General features: G+C 65.5%; 27 protein-coding genes. 2 read left to right on the plus strand and 25 right to left on the minus strand.

Translation table 11 applies throughout. The features are described from left to right. Positions 1-188: 188 nt before the first annotated feature. Complete coding sequence (locus K7G19_RS20830; protein WP_226108944.1) at positions 189-1,304, plus strand: class I SAM-dependent methyltransferase; 1,116 nt, start codon at positions 189-191, stop codon at positions 1,302-1,304. A 188-nt stretch (positions 1,305-1,492) separates the two neighbouring features. On the opposite strand, the gene K7G19_RS20835 is transcribed toward K7G19_RS20830, so the two are convergent. The 25 genes from K7G19_RS20835 to K7G19_RS20950 all read right to left on the minus strand — a co-directional run bounded on the left by K7G19_RS20835 (position 1,493) and on the right by K7G19_RS20950 (position 20,551). After that, entirely contained in the window at positions 1,493-2,512 is a 1,020-nt protein-coding gene (locus K7G19_RS20835; protein WP_226108946.1) for a phage tail protein, read from the minus strand. Further along, the gene (locus tag K7G19_RS20840; RefSeq protein WP_226108948.1) at positions 2,512-3,174 is read right to left on the minus strand and encodes a DUF2612 domain-containing protein; all 663 of its coding nucleotides are present in this window, start codon (positions 3,172-3,174) and stop codon (positions 2,512-2,514) included. Before K7G19_RS20840 ends, K7G19_RS20835 begins: the two co-directional genes overlap by 1 nt. Then, a complete protein-coding gene (locus K7G19_RS20845; RefSeq protein ID WP_226108951.1) occupies positions 3,174-4,559 on the minus strand; it encodes a baseplate J/gp47 family protein in 1,386 nt (461 codons plus the stop codon). Before K7G19_RS20845 ends, K7G19_RS20840 begins: the two co-directional genes overlap by 1 nt. Before the next feature lie 84 nt (positions 4,560-4,643). Further along, entirely contained in the window at positions 4,644-5,003 is a 360-nt protein-coding gene (locus tag K7G19_RS20850; RefSeq protein ID WP_226108952.1) for a hypothetical protein, read from the minus strand. After that, on the minus strand, positions 5,003-5,692 hold the full coding sequence (locus K7G19_RS20855) for a Gp138 family membrane-puncturing spike protein (protein ID WP_226108955.1): 690 nt from the start codon (positions 5,690-5,692) through the stop codon (positions 5,003-5,005). Before K7G19_RS20855 ends, K7G19_RS20850 begins: the two co-directional genes overlap by 1 nt. Continuing rightward, positions 5,689-6,603, minus strand: a complete 915-nt coding sequence (locus tag K7G19_RS20860) for a hypothetical protein (RefSeq protein ID WP_226108957.1) — start codon at positions 6,601-6,603, stop codon at positions 5,689-5,691. The genes K7G19_RS20855 and K7G19_RS20860 overlap by 4 nt, the downstream gene beginning before the upstream one ends. Continuing rightward, on the minus strand, positions 6,587-6,922 hold the full coding sequence (locus K7G19_RS20865; protein WP_226108959.1) for a hypothetical protein: 336 nt from the start codon (positions 6,920-6,922) through the stop codon (positions 6,587-6,589). Before K7G19_RS20865 ends, K7G19_RS20860 begins: the two co-directional genes overlap by 17 nt. Next, the gene (locus K7G19_RS20870; RefSeq protein WP_226108961.1) at positions 6,922-7,494 is read right to left on the minus strand and encodes a phage baseplate protein; all 573 of its coding nucleotides are present in this window, start codon (positions 7,492-7,494) and stop codon (positions 6,922-6,924) included. The genes K7G19_RS20865 and K7G19_RS20870 overlap by 1 nt, the downstream gene beginning before the upstream one ends. Next, entirely contained in the window at positions 7,491-9,443 is a 1,953-nt protein-coding gene (locus K7G19_RS20875) for a tape measure protein (protein ID WP_226108963.1), read from the minus strand. The genes K7G19_RS20870 and K7G19_RS20875 overlap by 4 nt, the downstream gene beginning before the upstream one ends. Then, a complete protein-coding gene (locus K7G19_RS24990) occupies positions 9,440-9,565 on the minus strand; it encodes a hypothetical protein (protein ID WP_255650882.1) in 126 nt (41 codons plus the stop codon). The genes K7G19_RS20875 and K7G19_RS24990 overlap by 4 nt, the downstream gene beginning before the upstream one ends. A 29-nt stretch (positions 9,566-9,594) precedes the next feature. Beyond that, positions 9,595-10,083, minus strand: a complete 489-nt coding sequence (locus tag K7G19_RS20880; RefSeq protein ID WP_226108965.1) for a phage tail assembly chaperone — start codon at positions 10,081-10,083, stop codon at positions 9,595-9,597. Beyond that, entirely contained in the window at positions 10,083-10,511 is a 429-nt protein-coding gene (locus tag K7G19_RS20885) for a phage protein (protein WP_226108967.1), read from the minus strand. Before K7G19_RS20885 ends, K7G19_RS20880 begins: the two co-directional genes overlap by 1 nt. Before the next feature lie 12 nt (positions 10,512-10,523). Further along, positions 10,524-11,885, minus strand: coding sequence for a DUF3383 family protein (locus K7G19_RS20890; protein ID WP_226108969.1), 1,362 nt, complete (start codon positions 11,883-11,885; stop codon positions 10,524-10,526). A gap of 45 nt (positions 11,886-11,930) precedes the next feature. Then, positions 11,931-12,443 (minus strand): hypothetical protein, encoded by a 513-nt coding sequence (locus tag K7G19_RS20895; RefSeq protein WP_226108971.1) that lies wholly within the window; start codon positions 12,441-12,443, stop codon positions 11,931-11,933. Then, complete coding sequence (locus K7G19_RS20900) at positions 12,440-12,703, minus strand: hypothetical protein (protein ID WP_226108973.1); 264 nt, start codon at positions 12,701-12,703, stop codon at positions 12,440-12,442. The genes K7G19_RS20895 and K7G19_RS20900 overlap by 4 nt, the downstream gene beginning before the upstream one ends. A gap of 98 nt (positions 12,704-12,801) precedes the next feature. Further along, on the minus strand, positions 12,802-13,257 hold the full coding sequence (locus K7G19_RS20905; protein WP_226108975.1) for a hypothetical protein: 456 nt from the start codon (positions 13,255-13,257) through the stop codon (positions 12,802-12,804). Continuing rightward, on the minus strand, positions 13,232-13,624 hold the full coding sequence (locus K7G19_RS20910; protein WP_226108977.1) for a DUF4054 domain-containing protein: 393 nt from the start codon (positions 13,622-13,624) through the stop codon (positions 13,232-13,234). The genes K7G19_RS20905 and K7G19_RS20910 overlap by 26 nt, the downstream gene beginning before the upstream one ends. 3 nt (positions 13,625-13,627) lie before the next feature. Next, on the minus strand, positions 13,628-13,936 hold the full coding sequence (locus tag K7G19_RS20915; protein WP_226108979.1) for a HeH/LEM domain-containing protein: 309 nt from the start codon (positions 13,934-13,936) through the stop codon (positions 13,628-13,630). Between the two features lies 1 nt (position 13,937). Further along, complete coding sequence (locus K7G19_RS20920) at positions 13,938-14,897, minus strand: DUF2184 domain-containing protein (protein WP_226108981.1); 960 nt, start codon at positions 14,895-14,897, stop codon at positions 13,938-13,940. Between the two features lie 64 nt (positions 14,898-14,961). After that, entirely contained in the window at positions 14,962-15,405 is a 444-nt protein-coding gene (locus K7G19_RS20925; RefSeq protein ID WP_226108982.1) for a hypothetical protein, read from the minus strand. A gap of 2 nt (positions 15,406-15,407) precedes the next feature. Continuing rightward, entirely contained in the window at positions 15,408-16,481 is a 1,074-nt protein-coding gene (locus K7G19_RS20930) for a DUF2213 domain-containing protein (protein ID WP_226108983.1), read from the minus strand. 11 nt (positions 16,482-16,492) lie between these two features. Continuing rightward, a complete protein-coding gene (locus K7G19_RS20935; RefSeq protein WP_226108984.1) occupies positions 16,493-17,329 on the minus strand; it encodes a phage minor head protein in 837 nt (278 codons plus the stop codon). Further along, positions 17,265-18,539, minus strand: coding sequence for a DUF1073 domain-containing protein (locus K7G19_RS20940; protein WP_226108985.1), 1,275 nt, complete (start codon positions 18,537-18,539; stop codon positions 17,265-17,267). The genes K7G19_RS20935 and K7G19_RS20940 overlap by 65 nt, the downstream gene beginning before the upstream one ends. Positions 18,540-18,546: 7 nt before the next feature. Beyond that, positions 18,547-20,088 (minus strand): terminase, encoded by a 1,542-nt coding sequence (locus K7G19_RS20945; RefSeq protein WP_226108986.1) that lies wholly within the window; start codon positions 20,086-20,088, stop codon positions 18,547-18,549. Then, the gene (locus K7G19_RS20950) at positions 20,018-20,551 is read right to left on the minus strand and encodes a hypothetical protein (RefSeq protein WP_226108987.1); all 534 of its coding nucleotides are present in this window, start codon (positions 20,549-20,551) and stop codon (positions 20,018-20,020) included. The genes K7G19_RS20945 and K7G19_RS20950 overlap by 71 nt, the downstream gene beginning before the upstream one ends. 190 nt (positions 20,552-20,741) lie before the next feature. On the opposite strand from K7G19_RS20950, the gene K7G19_RS20955 reads away from it, so the two are divergent. Beyond that, entirely contained in the window at positions 20,742-21,161 is a 420-nt protein-coding gene (locus K7G19_RS20955; RefSeq protein WP_226108988.1) for a hypothetical protein, read from the plus strand. The last annotated feature ends 25 nt before the right edge of the window (positions 21,162-21,186 follow it).

The following is a 21,186-nucleotide window of genomic DNA, read 5'->3' on the forward strand; positions in this document are numbered from 1 at the left end:
CGAGGTGATCGCGCCGGCGTAGCTCGTGGCTTCGACGGGATGGAGTTGTCGCATGTAGACCCCGGAAAAGAAAAAGCCCGCTCTGCGGCGGGCATGAAAAAGCCCGCCGGAGCGGGTTCTGACCAAGATCTGGTCGTATAGAATTGCTACGCTTTATCAGTGGCCATAAAACAGCACCGGAGACGACATTGGGTTTCCCTCAAGACACGGAAGAGTTCCGCAAAGCTTTTCAGCAGCGAAGAAAATGCCTCCTTGATGGCCTAGATCCTCGAAAGACGACAGGCGTTGAGATTGGAGCATTGTGCCGCCCTATGGTACAGAGAACGGACGGGAACATAATCTACGTCGACCATGTCGACACGGAGGCCCTAAAGCGAAAGTATCAAAGGGATCCAGACGTCGATGCTGCCCGCCTTGTGAATGTTGATGCCGTATGGGGCGCCAACACACTCCATCAGGCAATAAACGGACGCTTCGTCGACTATGTGATCGCGTCTCACGTTGTCGAACATGTCCCCGACGTCGTCTCATGGCTTCAGGAGCTGGCTTCGATCCTGTCGCCGACCGGAGAGGTACGCCTCGCGGTCCCAGACAAAAGATTCACATTTGACTGTCTACGGCGCGAAACCAGCCTCTCCGATGTGCTGTTGAGCTATATGGCTAAAGCCAGGATCCCGCAACCTCACTGCCTACTTGATTTCGCCATCAATGCCGCGAAGATCGATGCAAAGAAAGCATGGAAAGGGATAACGCAGCATGCGGCACAGCGCCATTATTCTTGGCAGGAAGCACTAGGCTTGGCGGAAGATTCACTTCGAAATGGAAACTATCACGATGTCCATTGCTGGGTCTTCACGCCGCGATCCTTCGCGAGACTTCTCGGTGACTTGGCGCAAGCCGGACTGACAGATCTCGCATGCGAGCGATTCATCGACACGAAAAGATGGCATGCCGAGTTCTTTGTGCATCTTCGGAGATCGCGAGATCGCACATACGTCGTCGAAACTTGGCGGGCCATGGAGAAGGCGTCCAATATGGCTCGGCCAGGCTCTCTCTCCTGGTCTCTTCGTAACGTTTCCAAGAGACTCAGGCCAAATGGCGCCCTTCACCCGCTTTCCCGCACCACCGGGCGCCCAAGTGAACTGGATCCCAGAGAGCCACTGGGACTCCCGACCAATTTTTCTCCTAACGAATATTTGAGAATCCATCCAGATGTAAAAGAGAACGGCGCCGATCCAGCATCCCACTACAAACTATTCGGATGGTATGAGGGCCGCCCCTACAAGGCGACGCCATCACTCTGATGGGGTTGGCAGCATTTCACGGAGACGGCTCGGCATGGAATTGTAGTACGCCAACCACCTGGGATCATCAGCCCTTACCTGCCCCAGGTGGTCGTATTGCTCACTACTCTGAGGCGAAGAAAAATATGCCGTGATAGCGGACTCATCAGAGTCCGCAAACTGAACGTTTATCGTTTCCATGTCGCCTCTCAGAATTCGTATTTCATGACGATCAGTGTGTATGTAACTGATGCGGACACTGAATTGATGATCGAATAATAAAGTCGCTGTGAGCTGATTCCGAAGATATCGAAGGGGCATCCGAAATCTGGCGTCGTCGTATTGCCGGAGCAGAACAATTGATTGGCGCCAACAAAAGGATTTGTTGGGGACACCGATAAGGTCGGAGCGCTTCCAGTTGATGAATTGAAGTGACAGTACAGTGTCCCACCTACTCCAGTAGCATTTGGAGGAACAGCGGAGGCAATGGAGAGCTCGACGGCTATCGACGACGTCGTACTGGTTGTCTGGGAAAGGACCGTCGCACTAGATCTCGAAATGCGCCGCCCCTGTTGCACGCCAACATCGAACTGACCGCTTCCATTCGTCGGCCATACCGACACTAGCGCAGACGCCGTGTAACCGGCCGGCATGTTCATCCCGCCGTACACCTCCGGCTGAACCGCGGCGGTGGCATTGCGTGCCAGCAGCGCCGTATCCCCTGTCGTCGGGTTGTGGATGGCATAGAGGGCGACATAGCCGTTCGCCGGCGCAGTGCCGGTATCCATGCCTCCAGCGCCTGTGGTGGCGAGGTTGATAGTCTCGCTGAAATTCGCGAGCCGGTAAGTCTCACCCCCCAGAGCAGAGGCGACGATGATCTCATCGGCCGTGAATGTCGCCGACGCGGAGGCTGTGGCCACTGACATACGGCCATTCCGCATCATGCCGACGACGCCAGGGGCCAGACGCGACACGCCCCGAGTCAGAGCGTCATTCGTCTGAGCAGTTAAATCGAAGCCCGCTCGGTCGGCCAGTTCCTTGATCTGCGCAAACAGCCATGCCGCCTTCTCGTCGCTGAGCTGCTGCACCTTGTTGAATTGCTCGACCGATGGCGGAGTGGCGCCGATGTAGGCCCAGCCTTGTTTGTACTGGTTGTCCTCAATCGATTCGACATTGCCGTTTTGCGCCCATGGCGTCTCGAAGCTGTCGAAAAAGTTGACCGCTGTCATCAAATGCCCCTTGTCAATACGCCGACGCCGAAGCCGTAGAAGCCCTGATTCAGGAATCCGAACGGCTTTTCCGTCGATCCGGTGATAATTTGCACGCCGACGCCGGATGCCTTCGGCACCCAGCGATATGGGTTATTCATGAGGACATCCGTCGGCCCAGGAATCTTGCTCACCCAGATGCGGATCTTGGCGTTGCCAGCGTCCTCGACGATCACGCGGTCGACGCCGAAGATGGGCTTGAGCGCCGTAACGATCTCCGGCGCGGTGCCGTGGCCGTTGTTCAGCGCGATCTTCCAATACAGCAGCTTCCGGTACTCCGGGTCCTGTAGCGTGGTCGAGCCGACTAGCGCGTTCTCGTACGCGCGTCGGATGCGCGCTTGGCCAAAGCCGCCGATGGCCGGCTGGCCGACGAAGCCGAAGAAAGCCGTGAACAGCGCCTCGTCGATGACGCGCGAGAGCCCGACGATCTCGCCGATGCCGTCGAGCTGCTTGCCAACGGCTGTGTCGAGCCATCGCTCTTCGTACAGGGCCTTGAGCGTGCCTTGCAGCCCCTGCGCCGGCTTGAGCAACGCCTTGACCAGCGCCTCGAGCTTGGGCTTGCTGTCGAACTGGCTCAGCCAGTGGCCCCAGGCGGTGCCCGCGTGGTCCTGTTCAAGATCCATCAGGACACCTCGATGCGCGACAGATCGAACTTCGCCACCTCGAAGTCCTGGATCGTGATGTTGGCCGCGGAATAGTCGGCAGGCTGCGGATCGAACTCGGGATCGGTCGAGTGCGCGAACTTCAGGTCGACGTGGGCAATGCCGGGCGTCGCGTACACCGCGCAATAGAACCGCTGTTGCACGACGTCCTGACCGATGCCCAACGCATTGCCCGCCGCCGCGGTGGCCTGCGCCACCTGCGTGAAGCCGTCCGGCGGAAACGGTTGCTCCGTGGCAGGCAGCAGAGTCAGCACTGCCCTGACCCAGACATAGATCGGCGTCGGCCGATCGAACCGCACGATGTGCTTGTCGCCGTCGTCGGCCGTCACCTCGACGGCGATCGCGCCATGGGTATCGATGCCGGCAGCCTTCACCCGGTAGAGCGCATCGGCGATTTCGTTGTCGAGGCCGCCGTCGACCACCACGTGGATGCTGTGCGGCGGCCGGCCAACTGAGTCCGTAACGTCCGTGTCGTTCTGGAAGTCCTTGATCGCCGTGATGCCGGCCACCCGATCCCGGATGTTCGGCGCGATGCTGGGCTTGGTCGCGGCGCCCAGGCGAAACAGGCCGCTCGGATACCGCGCGCGCAGCTCGGCATTGTTCTCGGCCAGCCGCCCGACGACCGCGGCCTGCAGGTTGTTCACCGCGTCCCAGCCCGTCACCGTGGTGACGATTCCATTCAGGTCGCCCGGCGCGGCCGCTTCGGCCATGGGCTCGATCGTCTCGGCCAGCACCGGCGAGCCGACGCTCGACAGCGTCAGCGGGCCGCCCAGCGTCACGGAGAAGGCCACCCGCCCGTCGGAGACGATGCGTACCGCCGCCCCGTCGCTGCTGACGGTATAGGGCGAGCTGCTGAGTGCGGCGACCAAGCCGGCCAAGATCTCGGCGATCGTGGCCGTGGCGTCCGACGTGTAGGTGTAGTCGGTACCGTCCAGCGTTATCCGGTAGAGCTGGCCCGCTACCACCGTCGGCACTGCGACGACGTCTGCGGCCGCGCCGGGCGTGATGGTCACGTCGGCAGCCGTAGCCCAGATGGTCTGCGTCGATCGATGCCGGATCTGCGAGCCGGCCGGCACCACCGTGCCCACGGCGCCATAGCAGACCACGTAGCAGCGCGACTTCTCGGCGTTGAGGCGCTTCACGCCGGTGAACGAGACCGAGTTGTCCAGCGACGTACCGAAGGCCGAGCCCGGATACATCGCCAAATAGACGCCCTCGGCCTGCTCCCACAGTGCCGCCTCACGCTCGGCGAAGGTGTCGATCAGGATGCCCGTGATCGAGTTCGGTCGCGTTGACACCTCGCCCGTGAATCCGGCGTTGCGCAGCCGGTCGTTCAGGTCCTGCACGATCTCCTGACGGATCTCGGGCAGACGCGGGCGCACGAACCCCTCCGGGGTTACACCGTAGGCCATATCTGGGAATCCTTGTGCTTACAGAAGGTAGCGGCGGGCGATCAGCCCTTCGTCGCTGTCGACTTCGAAGTCGACCGCCAGCGTGCGGCCCTGGTGGTCGATCTGCAGGTCGATCCGGCGGACCAGGCGGACACCCGGTACCGCGGCGATGCGCGAGCGGAAGATCGCCTCCAGCGCCGCGCGATCCGGTGCCTTGATCAGGACTTGCTCGAAGTACGGCACGCCCACCGTGATGTCGAGGAACCATTCGCCGAGGAACGTCAGCAGCGTGACCTTGATCTGCTGGGCGATGCGCTCGGCACCGTCGATCAGCGAGGTATCGCCGGCCGGGGACAGATCGAGGTCGTGGCCAGCGGTCAGTGCCAGATCGAGTGCCATCACTGCTCCGGTGTCGATGTCTTGCCACCGACGCTGTCGGTGTGCCGGTGGCCATCCTCGACGATGCTGGTCGAGCGGATCGTGCCACCTGTGTGTTCGATATCGCCGGTGATCGTCGTGCGGCCAGTGCCGCCCGCCCCAGAGAGACCCTGCATGTAGGTCATCAGTTTCTCCATGGTCACCTCCTGCTTGAAGATGGTCACCATGTCCACCGTGAAGGTGCCGGGCCCGACCAGCGTTGCATCACCGGCAGGCGACAGCTTCAGCGAGCAGGCACCGTACTGGACGCTGACGTTGACCGTGTCGGCCTCGGCTGAGCCTGGCCGCACCACCGGCGTCGCGAACGCGTCCGACAGATCGAACTGCCGCGGGTCGTCCGGCGGCCCGTCCGAGCCCGACAGCCAGTTCTCCAGCGCGCGCTCGGAGAATGAGAGCTTCACCGGGTCACCGGGCTTGAGCGGGACCGAGATCAGTGCCACCGCCCCGCCCACGTCGCCCACCGGCCAGCAGACCGGCACCTGCACGATCTGAGGGGCGGCCAGCACCTGCCCGCTGGCCAACTGCTTCGGCAGCGCCGGCCGCACGGTGGCCGTCTTGCCGTCATAGGCCACGATCACGCCGGGCAGCGTGGTATGAACCTCCGATAGCTCGGTCGCGATCAGGCGGCGCAGTTCGGTGATGTCCATCATTTCTTCTTCGGTTTGACGGGCGCATTGCGGTCGACAAGATGCAGCTCGCTCTGCCAGTCCCCGCCCTCCGAGTCGCCGGTGTGCTTGACGCTCTCGGCCCGGTAGAAGCCGTTGGCCGACTTGCTCTCCAGCTTCACCAGGTCGCCCGGGTTGACCTGCGGCAGCAGCAGCGATCGCACGCGCCAGCCGTCGCGCTGCTGCTCGGCGCTGACGAGATTGGCGCGATTGCCCGTCCGCTCGTCCTTGACGCGGGCTTTCTCGCGCGCGCCCTCGCGGGTCCGCTCCGGATAGCCGATCAGCCCCGAGTCAGCGGCAAGCACCACCGCCTGGCGCAGCGTGGTGCCGCGCTTGGGCACCACCTGCAGCGTCTGGTTCTGGATCGACCATTCCAGACCGGTGCCCTGCACCACCTTGTGCAGCGCCTGGCGCGCCGGCCCGTAGAATGAAAACCCGTTCTGCCAGGCGCGGTCAGGCACGTCCTTCGCCATCACCAACGGCAGGCCCATCTGCTTGGCGATGTCCGTGATGATGGTCCGAGCCGTGGCGCCGGGGCCGTAGCCGAGCGATACCGCGGTGTCGCGGATCTCGACGTAGCCGTCGCGCACTTCCAGCTCGGTCACCACGTCCGGCCCGTCGAAGTAGCTGTAGGCGTACGTGATCGCGCCAGCCGCCAGCAGAATCGGGCCATCCTCTTCGCCATAGCCGGCGTACAGCACGCACCGAAGGTCCGGCTCCTCGATGCCCTTGCGGGTCGCCGGCGCGAGGTTGAAGAAGCGGATCTTGTGCGGGTTGGGCTGTTCGCTGGCGTCCTTGTCGATGTCGAAGGTCACCCGGATCGGTGGCTTGATCTCGATGCCGGGCCGGCCGGCGTGGCCGATCAGCGCGCGGTAGACCCTATTGAAGCGTGCCATTGGCCAATTCCTCCGCCTCGACGTAGATCAGCGCCACGTCGCCTGACGGCAATGCCTCTCGGCTGATCGTGTCGCGCCGGTCGGGCGTCAGCGCCACCAGCTCGCCGGCCGGCACCAGCAGATGCCTGTACCGATTCAGCAAAGGGGTATCAGGCACCACGGCGATGCCGCTGACGATGACCTCGTTGTAGGCATTCTCGATCGCCAACGTCCACAGCTCGGCCTCGCTGTTCCAGGACAGGTGCAGGAAGAACGTTTCACCGTCCAGCACCACCTCGGTCAGGCTGTCGTTGGCGTCGAGCACCGGGATCTTGATCATCAGCGGCCCCAGTTCACGTTCGTCGACAGTCGGGAGCGTTCCTGCGCGGTCGGCTGGGTACCACTCACCTTGCCCGCCTTCGTCTTGGTAGCGCCGGCCTTGCCCTTTGCACGGCCCGACTTGGCGACCTTGTCCGGCGGGATCTCGGCTGTGCGCAGCGTCGCCTTGCGGATGCGCCGGAACTCGCAGGCCAGATGGAGGAACTCGCCCTTGCCGTCACGGCTGACCTTGCAGGTCTCCATCACCATGTCGGGATAGGTGTCCAAGCCGGTCACGACCGTGGTAGCGATGCGGTCCTTGTGCATCGCCCGCAACGCATCCTTGGCCGTGATCAGCTTGCTGCGTCCGCCGGCGCCGAACAGCTCGGTATCGGCGGCCGTGACCCACCCCGACAGGGACAGGCGCTCCGATTCCTGGACGATGTGGTCCGAGATCGGAGCGCCGTCCTCGACGGCATACTCGGTCGCGCGGCTGTTTAGTTCCGTGCTTTCGTCGAGCAGCGCGTCGAGGGTGATCGCGCCGATGCTGCTCCTGACGGTACCGAGCGAGAACACGAGGGACACAAAGCTCATGGCATGGCCTCCACCATCGGTACCGCGACGCCGGCGGTACTGGCCCGCGCACCGGCCAGCGCGCCAGACACGCCGCGCTGCGTCGCTGCAGCAACCGATGCCGGGTTGGCATTCGGCGCGTTCACCGTCACCCCGCCGACGTTGTTCTGCACCGTGACGGACGCCTTGGTGGCGCCGGCGCGCTGCACATCGGCCGCCCCGACTCCGAGGACGTTCCGGCCGACCCACGAGGCGCCAGTCTTGAGCCAGTCCGGCGCCAGGTTGCTGAACATGGATTTCGCCTCTTCGAGCTTGCCGGTGATCCAGGTCGAGATGGACTCGCCGATGCCCTTGATCCAGGCGACGATCGAGTCGTACGCCGCGCCGGCGCCAGCGGTGATGCTGTCCCAGGCGTCAGCGCCCCACTTCTTGATGTCGTCCCAGTGCTTGTAGATGGCGACACCGGCGGCGGCTACCGCCGCGACGACGGCCGCGACCAGCAGCGCGGGCCAGCCCACAACGGCGGCCAACCCAGCCACCAGCATCCACGCCAGGCGGAGCACCAGGCCGAAGCCGCGGCCGAGGAAGAGCAGGCCTTTCCCCAGCGTGAACATCAGTTGCAGTACCCGGAACAGCGGCCCGCTGAGGCCTAGGATCAGCACGCCGATCGTGCCCCATTTGCGCAGCCATGGTCCCAGCTCGTCATTGAGGCCGCCGAGCTGGTCCTTGATCCACGCCAGACCATCACGGATCCGGTCGATCCACTCCTGCCATTCCTCGACACGCCCGATCAGGCCGCCGGTGACCGACACGCCGCCACGCATCCAGACAAGGATGTCCTCACCGATCAGGTAGAGGCTGGTCAGCAGCGCCGCCATCCGCAGATACGGCCAGAGCGCCGCGAGCGACAGCGCGCGCAGTCGGATCATGGCCGCCTGCAGCAGGGTCGTGGCTTGCGTGGCGCCGATCAGCGCCGCGCGCAGGCGCACCAACCCATAGGAGGCCCCGATCAGGGCCAACAGCTTCAGGATGTCGCCCAGGTTGTCGATCAACAGACTGGTCAGGGCGTAGAAGATGTTGGCGGCGCGGCTGCTCTTATTCAGCTGGTCGATCTGCTTGCCGAGTGCGTTGGTCAGACGCGTCCACGCCCGCGCGAACGTCATCGGCATGCGGCCAAACTCTTCGTTCGCCTTCTCTGCTTGCCGAAGCAGGCCTTCCGCCAGCACCTTGCTGGAGAGCTTGCCCTGCTCCCCGAGCTTTTTCAGTTGGCCGACAGGAACCCCGAACGCTTCGGCGATCGCTTGGGCGAGCCGCGGCGCTTGCTCCATCACCGAGTTCAGTTCCTCACCCCGCAGGGTGCCGGTACCCAGCGCCTGGCCAAGCTGCACAAGCGCTGCCTGCTGCGATGCGGCGCTGCCGCCGCCGATGGTCATGAACTTGCCGATGACCCCGCTCAGCTCTAGCGACTTGTCCAGCGTCAGGTCCAGCTCTTTCCGGTTGCGCTGCACAGACTGGAACAGGCCGGCGGTCGCGCCGTATTCCTGCCCGGAATCCTGGGAGATCCGATAGAGCTCCTTGAGTGCGCGCTGCTGTTCCTCCACGCCGTCGGTGACCAGCGCCACGCGGCCCTCGACGCTAGCCCACTCGTCGGCGATCCGCGCAGCCGAGATCACCGAGACGCCTGCAACGATGCTGCGCACCACGCCGGCGATCGAGCGATACCCCTGCCCCATCTGCTGGACTTCGCGCGTGCCCTGAGCCTGCGCGGCATTGAGCGCGCGCTGGCTGACCATCACCTCGCCGATGCCCTGCCGCACGCCATCGACGAAGCCCAGACCGAAGTCACGCACGTTGCGCACGCCGGCGCCGATCTTGCCGATGGCTTCGCGGTAGGCCGTCTGGTACTTGCGCAACCCAGATTGGTCGACCTGGTAACGCAGCACCGTCACCAGTTCCCGGATCGCATTCATGTCTTGCCCGTCTTGATTTTGGCTGCCCGCTCTTGGGCTGCCTCTTGCGCATCCATCAGCGCGTTGATCTTCAGGAGGTCGACCAAGTCCACCGCACCGGCGCGGATGTCACCGAGCTGCACGTGCCCCGCCAGCACGGGGCGCCAGATGACTAGCTCGCGTTCGAAGTCGGGCCGGAACCGACCGACAGCTTCGCCGCGAGCCCTTGGACCGACCCAAAACGGCCGGCCCAGCGCAGAAAAAAATCGGCGAAGTTATGCCGGATGACGTGGAACATCAGCTCGAGGATGTCGCCGGCGTCGCGGAACGCCAGCGCCCGCATTTCCTTGGTCAGCTTCGATTCGCGGCCGTTGATCGACACGGCGATGAACTCGGGATTGAACAGACGGTCCGCCCAGGCCGTCAGCGAGGCGCCATCGAGCTTGCTGGACAGCTCCCGGACCGCTTCGGCCACCGCGGCGTCCGTCTTGGCGGCGACCTGCACGTCCTTGCCTTCGGCGAACACGCCTTCGAGCAGGTGGCCGACGGCCGGCAGGATGTCGCGCTGCAAGTCGCCGAAGATCTGCAGCGCGAGGAACGGGTCGATCTTGCGGATGATGAATTCGGTGTCGCCGATCGGCACAGTCAAGACGCGGTTCATCAGCTGTTACCCCCAACGAAGTAGGTGCTGCTGCCGGTCTCGATGATCCATTCGCGGGTTCCAACCTCGGCAGCGAACTCGGCATTCGGGTTCTTCACCACCCAGGCTTCGGACGAGTTGAACACGGTGCGGCCGCGCAAGTCGGCCACGGCGATCGGGAAGATGCCGCCGCCGCCGCTGAGGCGGTCAGCCGCCAGCAGCGCGGATAGGATGTCGTTGCCCGCGCTGGTCTGCTGCAGCGTGATGGTGACGCGGCAGCGTCGATCGCTGGACATCGCCCGGGCCACTTCGCCGTCGGCGCCGGACGTCGAGGTCACGCCATCGCCGATTTCCTCGATGCCGATGAAGGTGTCCTCGGCGAAGCCGCTCAGCGTCGCTGCGGCCACGGTAACGATGACCCGCGCGGGGTCGTAGGTATGTACGGTCATCTATAACTCCGATCAGAGCGCGTAGGTCAGGTTGCCGCGGATGGTCACCGCGTGAATAGCGCCGGCCAGGCGCGCGGTGAACGACACGTCGTTCAGCACCCGGTTGGCCTTGTCGTTGAAGGGCACGTTGGCGGACAGCGGCGCGCTGATCGTGTACGACGGGATCTTCCGGCCGTCCTCGTCCAGCTCTTCCGGTGCGATGCCGCCGCGCGAGACGCCCAGGTCGAGCGCCTTGCGCATTGCGGTGGTCACGATGCCGATTCCGCCATCGGTGTACGGCACCTTGCCGTTGGCGGATGCGTTGACCAGCGCCGAGACGACGTTGATCTTGATCTGCTCGGCCAGCCAGTCTCGGAAGCGAATCACGTCGATCCACTCGCCGGCCGCCACCTTGCCGCCCTGCGTGATCGCGAAGTTGCGGAAGGGCTCGAAGGTGTTGGCGTTCTTGGCGCGCGCGGCGATGGAAGCGCCTTCGGCGAGGTTGTCGATGGTGATGCCGGCCAGCCGCACGTTCGCCCAGGTCTCGCCGCCCGGATAGATGGTGAACCGGTTCCCGCTGATGGCCGCCTCCAGCCATTCGGTGGCCGCGGCGGCGTGATACCAGAGGTGGGTGCGGAAGTACTGCTTGTCGCGCAGCTTGCTGGCGATGTCGTTGTTGACGCCCGGATCGAGGATGCCGGCCTGGCTCGACGACACGCCGAGCAGCTTCTCGTTGGTCTCGACCCACTCGGCGGCGGCCAGGATGTCGGCTTCGGTGCGGCTGTAGAGCACCACGCCGTACCAGTCGTCGTTCTGGCGCCGGCAGGCGGCCAGCGCCTCGGCCAGCGGCTCGGTGCTCTCCGGCGTCTGCATTGCTAGGTTGCCGGCCAGGCTGACCGCGATGGCTTCGCCGTCCACGCTCGGCGTGATGGTCACGACCGCGCCGGTGGTGGTCGTTGCCACCGGCGCTGCGGTCGCCTCGATCGCTGCGGCCAGGCCCTGCGCGATCAGGGCCTCGGTGTCGGCCGCCAGCCCGGTATAGGTCGCCGTCGCGGTCTGGGCTGCGCCGTTGGCGTCGTACCAGCTGAGCGTGACGGCATATTCCGACTGCGACGCGCGGGTGACCGCCACGTCGATATCGTCGACAGCCTGGCGGCCGACGAAGCAGCGATTCAGGGTCGGGATCTGCTTGAACACGTCCCGCACCGCGGCGTAGATCGGCGACGTGCTGGGCAAGCCCATCTCCAGCAGCTCGTCGGCCTCGGTCACGGCGATGACGCGCGCCAGCGACAGGGCATGCGGCCCGATCACCAGCAGGTCGGAAAAGGACTGTTCCTTGATCGCCGTGGTGCTCAGGCTGATCTGGACGTTGACGATACGGTCGAGGTTGGCCATTCGCGGCTCCAAATGAAATCGCCGCCCGGAGGCGGCGTCGGTCTTCTATTCCACGCTGGCGTGGATGGTGATCGTTGGACCCGGCAGCGCGCCGCCGTCCGTTGTTCCGGTGATGTTCACCGTCTCGATGACGCCCACCTCGTCGGGCAGCGTCGTGGTGTAGGCGATGGTCAGCTCGAGCACCGCGCGGGGCTCATAGGTCGTGCTGTCACGCAGCACCGGCACCTGGCGAAGCCGGCCGATGGCCGTCACGGCCAGATCGAGCTGCTCGGCACGATCGAGCGCAGCTTGCATGTGTAGGCGCTGGCCGAGCGCGTCGAGCGCGTCCATGCAGCCGGCGCCAAAGCACTGCAGCTCGACCTGTGCCGAACGGTGCGCGAAGACAGGCTGCACGCCATCCTCGCCCACCGGCCCGCGGTGCACCGGCAACCGCGCGGCCGGGTTCACCCGCAGCGCGATGTACGGCTTGGGCGGCCGTGGCCCGTTCTCGTCGGCAAAGATCACCGGCGCGGTCGCCGCGGTGGTGATCAGGTCGAAGATGGCCTGCTCAGGCGTCATGGCTCGACCTCCAGCACGGCGAGATAGCGGTAGTGCGAGATCACGCCGGATTGCCATGGGCTGACGGCGCGCACCAGGTAGTTGCCCGGTCGGGGCCCGTGCGGCCAGACGATGCGATCGCCGTTGGTGTCGGCAGCGCCGGCGACGGCCAGCACCGCATCCGTGTAGACACGGATCATCGCCTCGACGCGCCGCCCTTCCGGCAGTGCCTGCAGCGTGTCGTAGTCCTCGGACAGCGTGGCGGGCTGCACGGATGCCATGATGGTCTCCGGCGGCACGTCGCCACCCTCCACCCACCTTCCGTCAACCCATTGCCCTGCGCCGCGCCGAATGACCTGCACGGGTCTGCGAAAGCTGCTCATAGCTTCTCGTACCGGATGGCGTTGACCAGGGTGCCGTGGTCGATCAGGGGCGTGCTGCTGCCCTTCTTCTTGACCGTGGCGGGGGCGTTCGGCGTTGCCCACGACGGCGACTGCTGCACGTGCCGGCGCTGGTGCTTCTCGACGAACAGCCCGAGGGTGTCCATCGCCTGCGCCGGGCTCGCGCCGCCCGAGACAGCGTCGGCTTGCCGGTCCATGGCCGTAGCCAGCACCTTGCGGTTCTTCTCGAAGAAGTCCCGCACGAAGGGGCGCGCCGGGATGGTCTCGGTGCCGTACTCGTTGAAGATGGCGATGTCGAGCAGGTCGTCGCCGCTCTCCTGGTCGCGCCCGGCATCGGCCTGAATCCCGACCTTGACGCCCCGGCCGTTCAGCTTCGACGTGTCGCGCACGTACTTGGCCAGCCCGCGGTCAATAACCTTCACAGCAGCAGCCATATGGCGGCCTCCCGACGGTGATGGCGCCGTGTCCGCACAGGTCGGCAAGCCTCTTGTACTGGCCGTAGAAGCCAAGCGGATCAGCGACGCCGTCGGCGCCGGCCGTGCTGCCGAACGTCCGGGCGAGATCGCCTTCCTTCTCGCTGACGATGCCGGGCCGGATGACAGCGCCGGCCTGCGCAGTCTGCTGCATGCGCTGGTAGAGCAGCCACGCCGCGTACCAGGCCTGCGCCTCGTCCTGCTTGGCTTCGGGCAGACACGACGGCCGGTAGGCAGCCGCCATCGAGAGCGCCCGATTCTTGTCCGCCTCGGCGGCGTCCGCCACGGCTGGCGCCAGGAAGTCGAGCAGCTCGATGGTGGCCGCCATGGCTTACTTCCCGGCTTGGTCGAACAGCGCCTGCAGCTCCGCCTTCTTGGCGTGCTCGGGGAAGTCGATACCGAGCTCGGTCAGCGCCGCCTTGAGCTCGGCCACGGTTCCGGGCACGCCGTCGCCTTCGCCGGAGCCGCCTTCGCCTTCCCCCTCGGCCGGCGCGTCGGGCACCGCCTGGAGCACGCCGCGCTTCAGCAGCGCCGGAACACCGGGCGTCTTCAGGTCGATGTCGGCGGAGCCCAGCGGCGGGATGATGGTCGTGCCGCGGATCGACACGACGTGCGTGGAGACGTTCTTGACGTTGGCCATGTCAGATGCCCTCCCCCTTGGTCAGCGCCAGCGGGTAGTGCACGGTGACGCCCGCGGTGCGGGCCAGGCACGGCACCACCAGTTCCAGGTTGCGCGCCTGGGCCGGCAGTTGGTTGAACGGCATCACCAGGTCCAGGTTCAGGTTCTCGGCGCTGAACTCGTACATGATGATGATGTCGGCACCATCGGTGCCCGCGCCGGTCAGCTCCGGCGCCTCCTCGAAGCGGAAGCCCGGGTGCTTCTTGATGAAGAACTCGGCCACCGTCTGGCCACCCGAGTCCGGCAAGCGTTTCGACGTGATTGCGGCGTGCTGGGCGCTGGGCAGCGCGGCCAGGTTCGGCGTGTGGACGCCCTTGGATTGCACGCGGATCGTGTTGTACAGGGCGTCGAGGTCGGCCAGGATCTGGTCGGCCGAGGTGGCCGGGGCGTCCCAGTTGCCGTTCAGGCCAGCGGTGATGCCGATGTTGGGGTGGTTGACCAGGCCGTACAGACCGTAGTCGGCGTCACCGACCATGGCGATCTGGTTCAGCTTGATCTCGACGGCCCGGCGCGCCGCGTCGGCCTTGCGGGTAGGCAGGTTCTGGCCCAGCGCCACGCTGGCGCGCAGCTCGTTGATGTTGTAGCCGTAGCTGTCGCCGATGTCCTTGACGCGGATGGTCTTCTCGGTGCCCTTCACGTCCGCGCGCGGCAGGTCGTCGGCGTAGTTGGCCACGATCTTGGCCATGCCGACCTGGTCGTACATGCGGAAGGTGACGGTCTCCGCCCACTCCGGCACGTCCGTCTCGATGGGCACGAGCTGCAGGCCCTTCATCGGCGGCAGCTTCTTGTTGTAGACGCGAGCCTTGACGTAGTCGAGCTGGCGCGCCGTGAAGATCGACTCGTCCTCGCGCAGGCCGCCCATCTGGGGGGCGATTGCGCGGACGCCTGCCAGGTCGGCTTCGTCGTAGTGCAGGTGTTCCATGTTTTTCCCTCGCGGAAATGAAAAAGCCCGCGCGCGGCGGGCTCTCGTGGTTCTGGATCTGGGATTACGCCGCGGCGGGCACCGAGAACGGGTTGTGCTGCTCGACGGCCACGATCTCGACGCCATCGCTGGTCGTCACCTTGGCGCTGCGGAACACCGCATTGGGCAAGGTGTTGGCGCCGGCGTCAGAGACCGTGCCGTCCGCGGCGAACTTGACCGGGCCATCCTTCGTCACGGCGGCGGCCGGCGTCACGCGCGCCCAGACCAGACCGCGGGTCATCACCGAGGCGCAGTCGTACTGCACATAGGTGGCCGCGGTGATGGTGTGCGATTGCAGCGTGATGCCGCGCACCTTGGTGCCCGGGCCCGGAACGAGCCGGCCTTGTGCGTCCGTGCCGGTGACCACGCCGAACGGCAGGTTGCCCGCGACGGGGAACGATTCGACGCGGTCATCGCCCGAATCCACCTTCATGCCCGCGAAGGCGACGTCCTGATAGTTCTCGTACATGGTCATTCACCCCCACGCTGTTGCTTGATCATCGCGGCGCGCGCGGCCGACGCCGGCTTGCTGCCGTCGCCGTCACCGCCGCCCTTGCCGTCCTGTCGGTTGTGCACCTGCATGTCCATCCGCTGGCTCGACAGCGCGTCGGCACGCTTCTGCTTCTCGGCCACCGCCAGGTCATAGGCCGCCTCGATATAGGCGTCGGACTTGCCCGTGACGTCGAAGCCGTCGCCGCGAACCGCCTTGATCACCGCGACGCGGATGTCCTTGTCGGCCATGTCCTGCTTGATCTCGACGCCGTGCGCTTTCGCCTCGGTCTCGAGCCGGGTGCGGGCCAGCGCCTGCGCCAAGCCATCGGCGCGCGCTTGCTCGACATCCTTCTCGGCCTTGTCGGCGCGAGCCTTCTCGGTGTCGGCTCGCGCTTCCGCGCTGTCCGCGCGCGTGGCTTCGGCCTTCACCTTGGCCCGCAGGGCCTCCAGTTCCTGGGCTACCTCGGGCGCGGCGTCGTACGACAGTCCCGAGTCCAGGCGAACTTTCACCATGTTCATGGGTTCGCTTTCCTCATCGTTGGTCAAATCGGCATCCGCCGCGTCCAGATTCAGGCGGGCATTCCCCGCCCGGCCAGCCTTCACCAGGGCCAGATGGTTGATGCGGATGTTTCGCTGCACCGCGTCGTACCGCTGCCCGTTCCACTCCCCCGGCGTTTCGTCGAGGTCGAGGGTGTAGCCCAGGGACAGCTCCTTCTTGCCCTGGGCGATAGGCGCGGTGTCGTAGATGACCACCTCGCCCACCATGTTGTCGCCGTCCTGCCGGCCCTCCGTGAGCACGGCGCCGACGGTGTGCTGCTTGGCATTGCGCGCCGTCACCAGCCCGGGATGCCCGTCGGTGATCGGCTTGCCCTTGAGGCTCGCCAGCGAGTCGGCGTGGAAGACTTCTTCTGGCGGCCGGAATTCCAGCCGCATGGAGCCGTCGGGGTTCCTGTACGGAAAGACGCCGGTCCGGGTCAGGATCGGCGTGTCCGTGATGAACCCCTCGCGCGTGCTCGTGGCCTTGAGCGGCGCGGTATCGAATCGCATCACCATCGTTTGTCACCTCAATGGACGATCAGGGCGTCCAGGTCATCGAGTTCCGGCAGCACCGGCTCCGCCCAGCAGCGGCAGCGGATCGGCTCGCCGGGGTGGCCGTCGTCCGGCGGGCTGTCCCACGAGATCACCTTGCCCTCCCGGGCGACGTGGGCATCGCGCTCACGTGCGTCCAGCGTGCCGCGCCAGCGGTATTCGCTGACGCCGATGTTCGTCTGTCGATAGCCGGTCAGCCGGCCATTGAGCTTGCCGATCTGGTCCCGCGCGATGAGCTCCGCGCGATCGGTCGGCAGCCGGTAGGTTTCCCGCACGAAGGCGGTCAGGCTGCGCAGCGTCTCGCCGCGCGCGACGGCGGCCACGATCCGGCCCTGCAGGTTCTCCAGGTACTGCGTCGGGATCGACTTGATCAGCCGCAGGTTCTCGGCCTCCCAGACCCGCATCAGCGCGTCGATGGCCGGCTCGGCGGTCACGATGTCGACGCCATACGCGCCGCGCAGCAGCGCGTGGAACTGGTTGCTGTTGAAGGCGTTCACGCGCCCGGCGAACAGGTCGATCGTGCTGCGCACCGCCTCGTCCGAGACGGCAGCAGCCGCGATCGCTTCCGCGAAGGCGGTCTCCATCGCGGTGTACCAGCGGTCATCCTCGGGCGGCCGGTCCCGGTCGTCGCCGCGAATCTCGGCCAGCGCCGGAATGACGAAGCGCTCGACCGCTGCGATGGTCTGATCGGCGATGCCCTGCACCACCCGGACGTACTCGCGCTCGATCGCCGCCGGATACAGCCATTTACGCGGTTTGCGCGGCGTACTGCGTGGCCGCCGTCCGGCTGCCCTGAGTGGGTTTAAGTCCATACCTGCCTTCCGCGACCAGATGGTCCTTGCCCTCTTCCTCGCTGATCACGCCACGGTCGATCAGGCCGCCCAGCGCGTCGGCTTCGGCCTTCTCGGCTTCCGCGTTGAGCTTGCGCACGTCGGCCTGTTCCTTGTCGGTCGGGCTGTGCAGCGGCGGCCAGACGATCGACCACTGATCAACCTTCTTCTGGACGGTCTTCTGCGCGAGGATCAGCGACACCAGCCGCTCCAGCGCGGGCTTGCCGCGGTTGAGCTGCAGGTTCTCGACCATGTCGTAGAAGCCGTCGAAGTCGGCCTCGCCGGTCGAGTTCATGCCGGCGGGCGATCGACCAAACAGCAGCGTCACCGGGATGCCGGTCTCGGCCGACAGCGCAATCTGGAACTCGGCAACGACGTCCCGGACACCGCTGACGTTGGTGTCCTCGATTCTGTAGTCGTCCTCGCCGTCGACGGCCACGGTGTTGCGCACGTTGCGCACGCCATCGACCAGCGCGATCCGCTTCTGGACCACGCCTTCCATGTCAGCCTGGATCAGCTCGGCCAGGCCCTTCATGCCGTAGATGCCCTGCTGCTTCCGTTCGAGGATGCTCAGGGACCAGCGCAGCGACTGCCGGTACTGGTTGATGACCTGGTAGGCGCGTCGCACGGCGCTGCGCCCAGCCCACGGCACGCCCTTGATCGCGGCCATGCGCCGCGGCAGCGGGTCGCCGGAGATCGGGATCAGCCGCGACTCGTGGACGGTGAATTCCGCCTGTGCTGCGCCCGACGCCGTCACCCGGACGCGGTAGCGCTCCGGCATGCCGAAGTTCGACTTCGTCGGGTCGATGTACCGATCGTCTGTCGCGCTGATGTCGTCCAGGTCGAAGACCTTCAGTTCCTCGATCTGCCGGATGCCGGCGACGTTTAGCGGGTCGCGCAGGGTCTTGCCGTCGTCGACCACCAGCAGGATCGCCGCGCCGCCGGTGAGCCGGGCCCAGCGGATGCCATCGGCCAGGGCCGGCAGCACCTTGAGACGGTCCAGCTCATCGGCGATTACCTTTTCGGTGTCCCCTTCGATGGTCACGCCGCGCGCGACCGCTGCGTCGGCCGGCATGTCCACGACACGGCCATACAGGCCGCCAGCCGCGTACAGCTCGACCTCGGACTGCGGCACGACTTGCGCCAGGGCGCGAGGTCCCAGCAGCGCCGATTCGTATCCGTCGAGTCTCATAGTCGTTTCAGCTTGCAAGTGCCAAATGGCGGGCCAGCAACGCCATGGCGCCACCGTCGGCCAGCGCGTAGACCGCACTGTCGCCCTTGTCCGGGCTGCGGCCGATCCGCTTCTTGATTTCTTCCTTCGATTCAACCTGAATGCCGCGCGCGGTCATCTTCCACCGCGGCGCGCAGAGGTCGGCGGCCAGTTGCGGGTCGGGCGGAAGTGCAAGGTCGTCGCCGTGGACCGGGTCCAGTGCTTCCCGCATCCGCCACCACCACTCGGCGCGCTTGTTGACGAAGCCCAGATTACCGGTGCGGTCCTTGGCTTCCGAACCCTCAGACCCATTCATTGCCACGGCGTAGACCTTGATCTTGCCCTTCAGGATGTCGTACGGGCTGGTGCCGACCCCAATCACGTCGATGTTCACCGCCGTGCGGGGCTGGCGCAGCAGCAGGACCTGCGCGGCAACTGCCTCGCCGTCTGGCGTCTCTTTGCCGGGCATCGAGACCTGCGGGGCGTACCAGTTGCCGTGCCGCGGCGACAGGATCGTCTTGTCCTGCCCGCCCCGCGCCACGTCCACGCCGAGCGAGGTCATCGGCGCGTCGCACTCGGGACGCTCCACCCAGCGCCGCTGGGCCATCCGGACCCACTCGCTCGGGATGATCTGCCAGCGGTCATCCTGCCGGCCCGCCCCGAAGTCGCCGTACAGCATCTTGCTGCGCAGCGGCTCGGGCAGCGCCTGCAGCTTCGCCACATAGCCCGAATCGGCATAGAACGGGTTGTCCGTGACCCGCGCCGGGATGAACGTGCGCGTCAGCGGCCGGATGATGTCGACCTTCTTGACCTTCTGGGGGTCAAAGTCATACACCCGTCGACCGTCCACCAGGATGAACGGGTCTCCGGTCTCGCACTCGTGCTGCTCACCGTCGATCGAAGCGAACCAGCGGAGCTCGCCGGGCGCGGCCGGGTTGGGATGCGCCGGATCCAGCCACGGCGCGAACCACTTGTTCAGCCAGTCGCCGGTGGCGTCCGTGGGCGGGTTCGAGCAGAGCAGCACCTGGCAGTGCTGGTCGGGATCCTCGCTGCGGTTCCAGCCGGCAATGAACTCGACTTGCGACTCCAGGAAGTTGGCCGCCTCGTCGAAGACCTTCAGGTCGTGCGGCCGGCCCTGAAATTTGTTCTTGTCCGCCTCGTGCTGGACGGACCCGAACTCGATGATCCGGCGCTTGCCGGCGAACTCGCAGCGCCAGACCTTGTCGCCGTAGCGGCCATACTCGCTGTAGAGTTCTTCCGCCCGCTGCAGGATGCCCTTGAGCTGCGGGAATTCGCGCCGGAGGATCAGCGATCGCTGGTGCTGGGTCAGCGCCTTGCCGAGCGCCAAGTCCGTCTTGCCGCCGCCAGCCGCGCCGCCATACAGCAGCACGTCTGCCCGGCAGGCGTAGGCCATGGACTGCGGCCCAGGCAGCGGCTTCCAGTTCAGCCGGTTGCGCGCCTTAAGTGTCTGCAGCAGCGCCAGCTTGTCGGCTGCGCTCCAGTTGCGCCAGTTCTGCCTCGATTGCTGCATCGATGTCTTTCATGTCGGCAGGCGTCGGTGCGTCGAGGCCGCGAATCTTGCGGATCGCCGCGACAGCCGCGCTGGCCGCTTCGACGATGGTCTTGATTTCCTTGGGGTCCTGCGCGCTGCTGGCGCAGGTCTCCAGGTTCACCAGGCACAGCCGATGGATGCGCAGGCCGCGCTCCATGTCGTCGATGTCCTGGCGGGCGGCGCCGGCGATGGTTTCACGGGTTAAACCTGAAACTTCGGCTGAAACTCCGCCGTCGGCGGGAGCGGCCGCGCCGCTGAAATGCGCCTCCACGAGGGCACGCTTGGCGGTGCCCGGGTTGCGGATCCAGCCCTGCGCCTTCGCGCGCTTGTTGATCGCGGTATGGCTGATGCCGTGCTTCGCGGCGATCGCGGTCACGGGCTCGGTGCCGGCGCGATAAGCCGCCTCGACGGCGACCCAGTCGATGTCCTTTGCTTTTGCCATGGGAGTTCAGGAATGCTGCTGCCCGCCGCCGTGAGATGCCCGCACCCCGCGGGAGGAGACCGGCTTGCCACCACGTCAGCAGCTGCCGGTGTTTTGCCCCACCGCCGGCCGGGGGCCCCACTCAAGTGGGGAAAAACGGGAGGACGAGTACTGGTACGCTGCCCCATTTACCGGAGGAAGGAAGCCGACCATGTCTGCACCAACCAACATAGACCTCTTCAATGAGCACGTATCTCAGACGTTTGCCCTGCTCTACGAGAACTTCCCCACACCAATCCACCTATCCGCAGACAGCTTCGCTCTTGCCGAAGCCGACTCAGACATCGTGGAAGAGGCTTTTGAGCCGGTGGCCCATACCATTCGCTGGCTGATGGCGGAGGGCTATATTAGGTGTCAAGACCAGACGCTGGACGACACGTTCTTGTTCGTACAGCTTACGGAAAAAGGACTCGTGACGTTGAATTCGATCCCTGGCGCTCTTGAAAAAAAAGAGCCTCTGGGGCGCCAGCTGCGTGCCGCTGTCGCAAATGGGACCAAATCTGTTGCGCGAAAGCTGGCCGACGAAGCGATCGCCGCAGGGTTCAAACTGGCGATGCAGGGATCCATCTAGTGAAAAGCCCGCAGTCTTCGCGGGC

Source organism: Cupriavidus sp. DB3 (assembly GCF_020418465.1).
Classification (GTDB): Bacteria; Pseudomonadota; Gammaproteobacteria; order Burkholderiales; family Burkholderiaceae; genus Cupriavidus; species Cupriavidus cauae.

Bases quoted from the DNA above. Each gene is read 5' to 3' on its own strand.
- K7G19_RS20940 (WP_226108985.1), bottom strand. From the start codon at position 18,539: ATGAGACTCGACGGATACGAATCGGCGCTGCTGGGACCTCGCGCCCTG.
- K7G19_RS20840 (WP_226108948.1), bottom strand. From the start codon at position 3,174: ATGGATCTTGAACAGGACCACGCGGGCACCGCCTGGGGCCACTGGCTG.
- K7G19_RS20875 (WP_226108963.1), bottom strand. From the start codon at position 9,443: ATGAATGCGATCCGGGAACTGGTGACGGTGCTGCGTTACCAGGTCGAC.
- K7G19_RS20885 (WP_226108967.1), bottom strand. From the start codon at position 10,511: ATGACCGTACATACCTACGACCCCGCGCGGGTCATCGTTACCGTGGCC.
- K7G19_RS20880 (WP_226108965.1), bottom strand. From the start codon at position 10,083: ATGAACCGCGTCTTGACTGTGCCGATCGGCGACACCGAATTCATCATC.
- K7G19_RS20950 (WP_226108987.1), bottom strand. From the start codon at position 20,551: ATGGCAAAAGCAAAGGACATCGACTGGGTCGCCGTCGAGGCGGCTTAT.
- K7G19_RS20890 (WP_226108969.1), bottom strand. From the start codon at position 11,885: ATGGCCAACCTCGACCGTATCGTCAACGTCCAGATCAGCCTGAGCACC.
- K7G19_RS20870 (WP_226108961.1), bottom strand. From the start codon at position 7,494: ATGAGCTTTGTGTCCCTCGTGTTCTCGCTCGGTACCGTCAGGAGCAGC.
- K7G19_RS20935 (WP_226108984.1), bottom strand. From the start codon at position 17,329: ATGGACTTAAACCCACTCAGGGCAGCCGGACGGCGGCCACGCAGTACG.
- K7G19_RS20920 (WP_226108981.1), bottom strand. From the start codon at position 14,897: ATGGAACACCTGCACTACGACGAAGCCGACCTGGCAGGCGTCCGCGCA.
- K7G19_RS20855 (WP_226108955.1), bottom strand. From the start codon at position 5,692: ATGATGGACATCACCGAACTGCGCCGCCTGATCGCGACCGAGCTATCG.
- K7G19_RS20835 (WP_226108946.1), bottom strand. From the start codon at position 2,512: ATGACAGCGGTCAACTTTTTCGACAGCTTCGAGACGCCATGGGCGCAA.
- K7G19_RS20915 (WP_226108979.1), bottom strand. From the start codon at position 13,936: ATGGCCAACGTCAAGAACGTCTCCACGCACGTCGTGTCGATCCGCGGC.
- K7G19_RS20955 (WP_226108988.1), top strand. From the start codon at position 20,742: ATGTCTGCACCAACCAACATAGACCTCTTCAATGAGCACGTATCTCAG.
- K7G19_RS20860 (WP_226108957.1), bottom strand. From the start codon at position 6,603: ATGGCACGCTTCAATAGGGTCTACCGCGCGCTGATCGGCCACGCCGGC.
- K7G19_RS20865 (WP_226108959.1), bottom strand. From the start codon at position 6,922: ATGATCAAGATCCCGGTGCTCGACGCCAACGACAGCCTGACCGAGGTG.
- K7G19_RS20905 (WP_226108975.1), bottom strand. From the start codon at position 13,257: ATGGCTGCTGCTGTGAAGGTTATTGACCGCGGGCTGGCCAAGTACGTG.
- K7G19_RS20945 (WP_226108986.1), bottom strand. From the start codon at position 20,088: ATGCAGCAATCGAGGCAGAACTGGCGCAACTGGAGCGCAGCCGACAAG.
- K7G19_RS20930 (WP_226108983.1), bottom strand. From the start codon at position 16,481: ATGGTGATGCGATTCGATACCGCGCCGCTCAAGGCCACGAGCACGCGC.
- K7G19_RS20925 (WP_226108982.1), bottom strand. From the start codon at position 15,405: ATGTACGAGAACTATCAGGACGTCGCCTTCGCGGGCATGAAGGTGGAT.
- K7G19_RS20910 (WP_226108977.1), bottom strand. From the start codon at position 13,624: ATGGCGGCCACCATCGAGCTGCTCGACTTCCTGGCGCCAGCCGTGGCG.
- K7G19_RS20850 (WP_226108952.1), bottom strand. From the start codon at position 5,003: ATGGCACTCGATCTGGCACTGACCGCTGGCCACGACCTCGATCTGTCC.
- K7G19_RS20900 (WP_226108973.1), bottom strand. From the start codon at position 12,703: ATGGCATCCGTGCAGCCCGCCACGCTGTCCGAGGACTACGACACGCTG.
- K7G19_RS20895 (WP_226108971.1), bottom strand. From the start codon at position 12,443: ATGACGCCTGAGCAGGCCATCTTCGACCTGATCACCACCGCGGCGACC.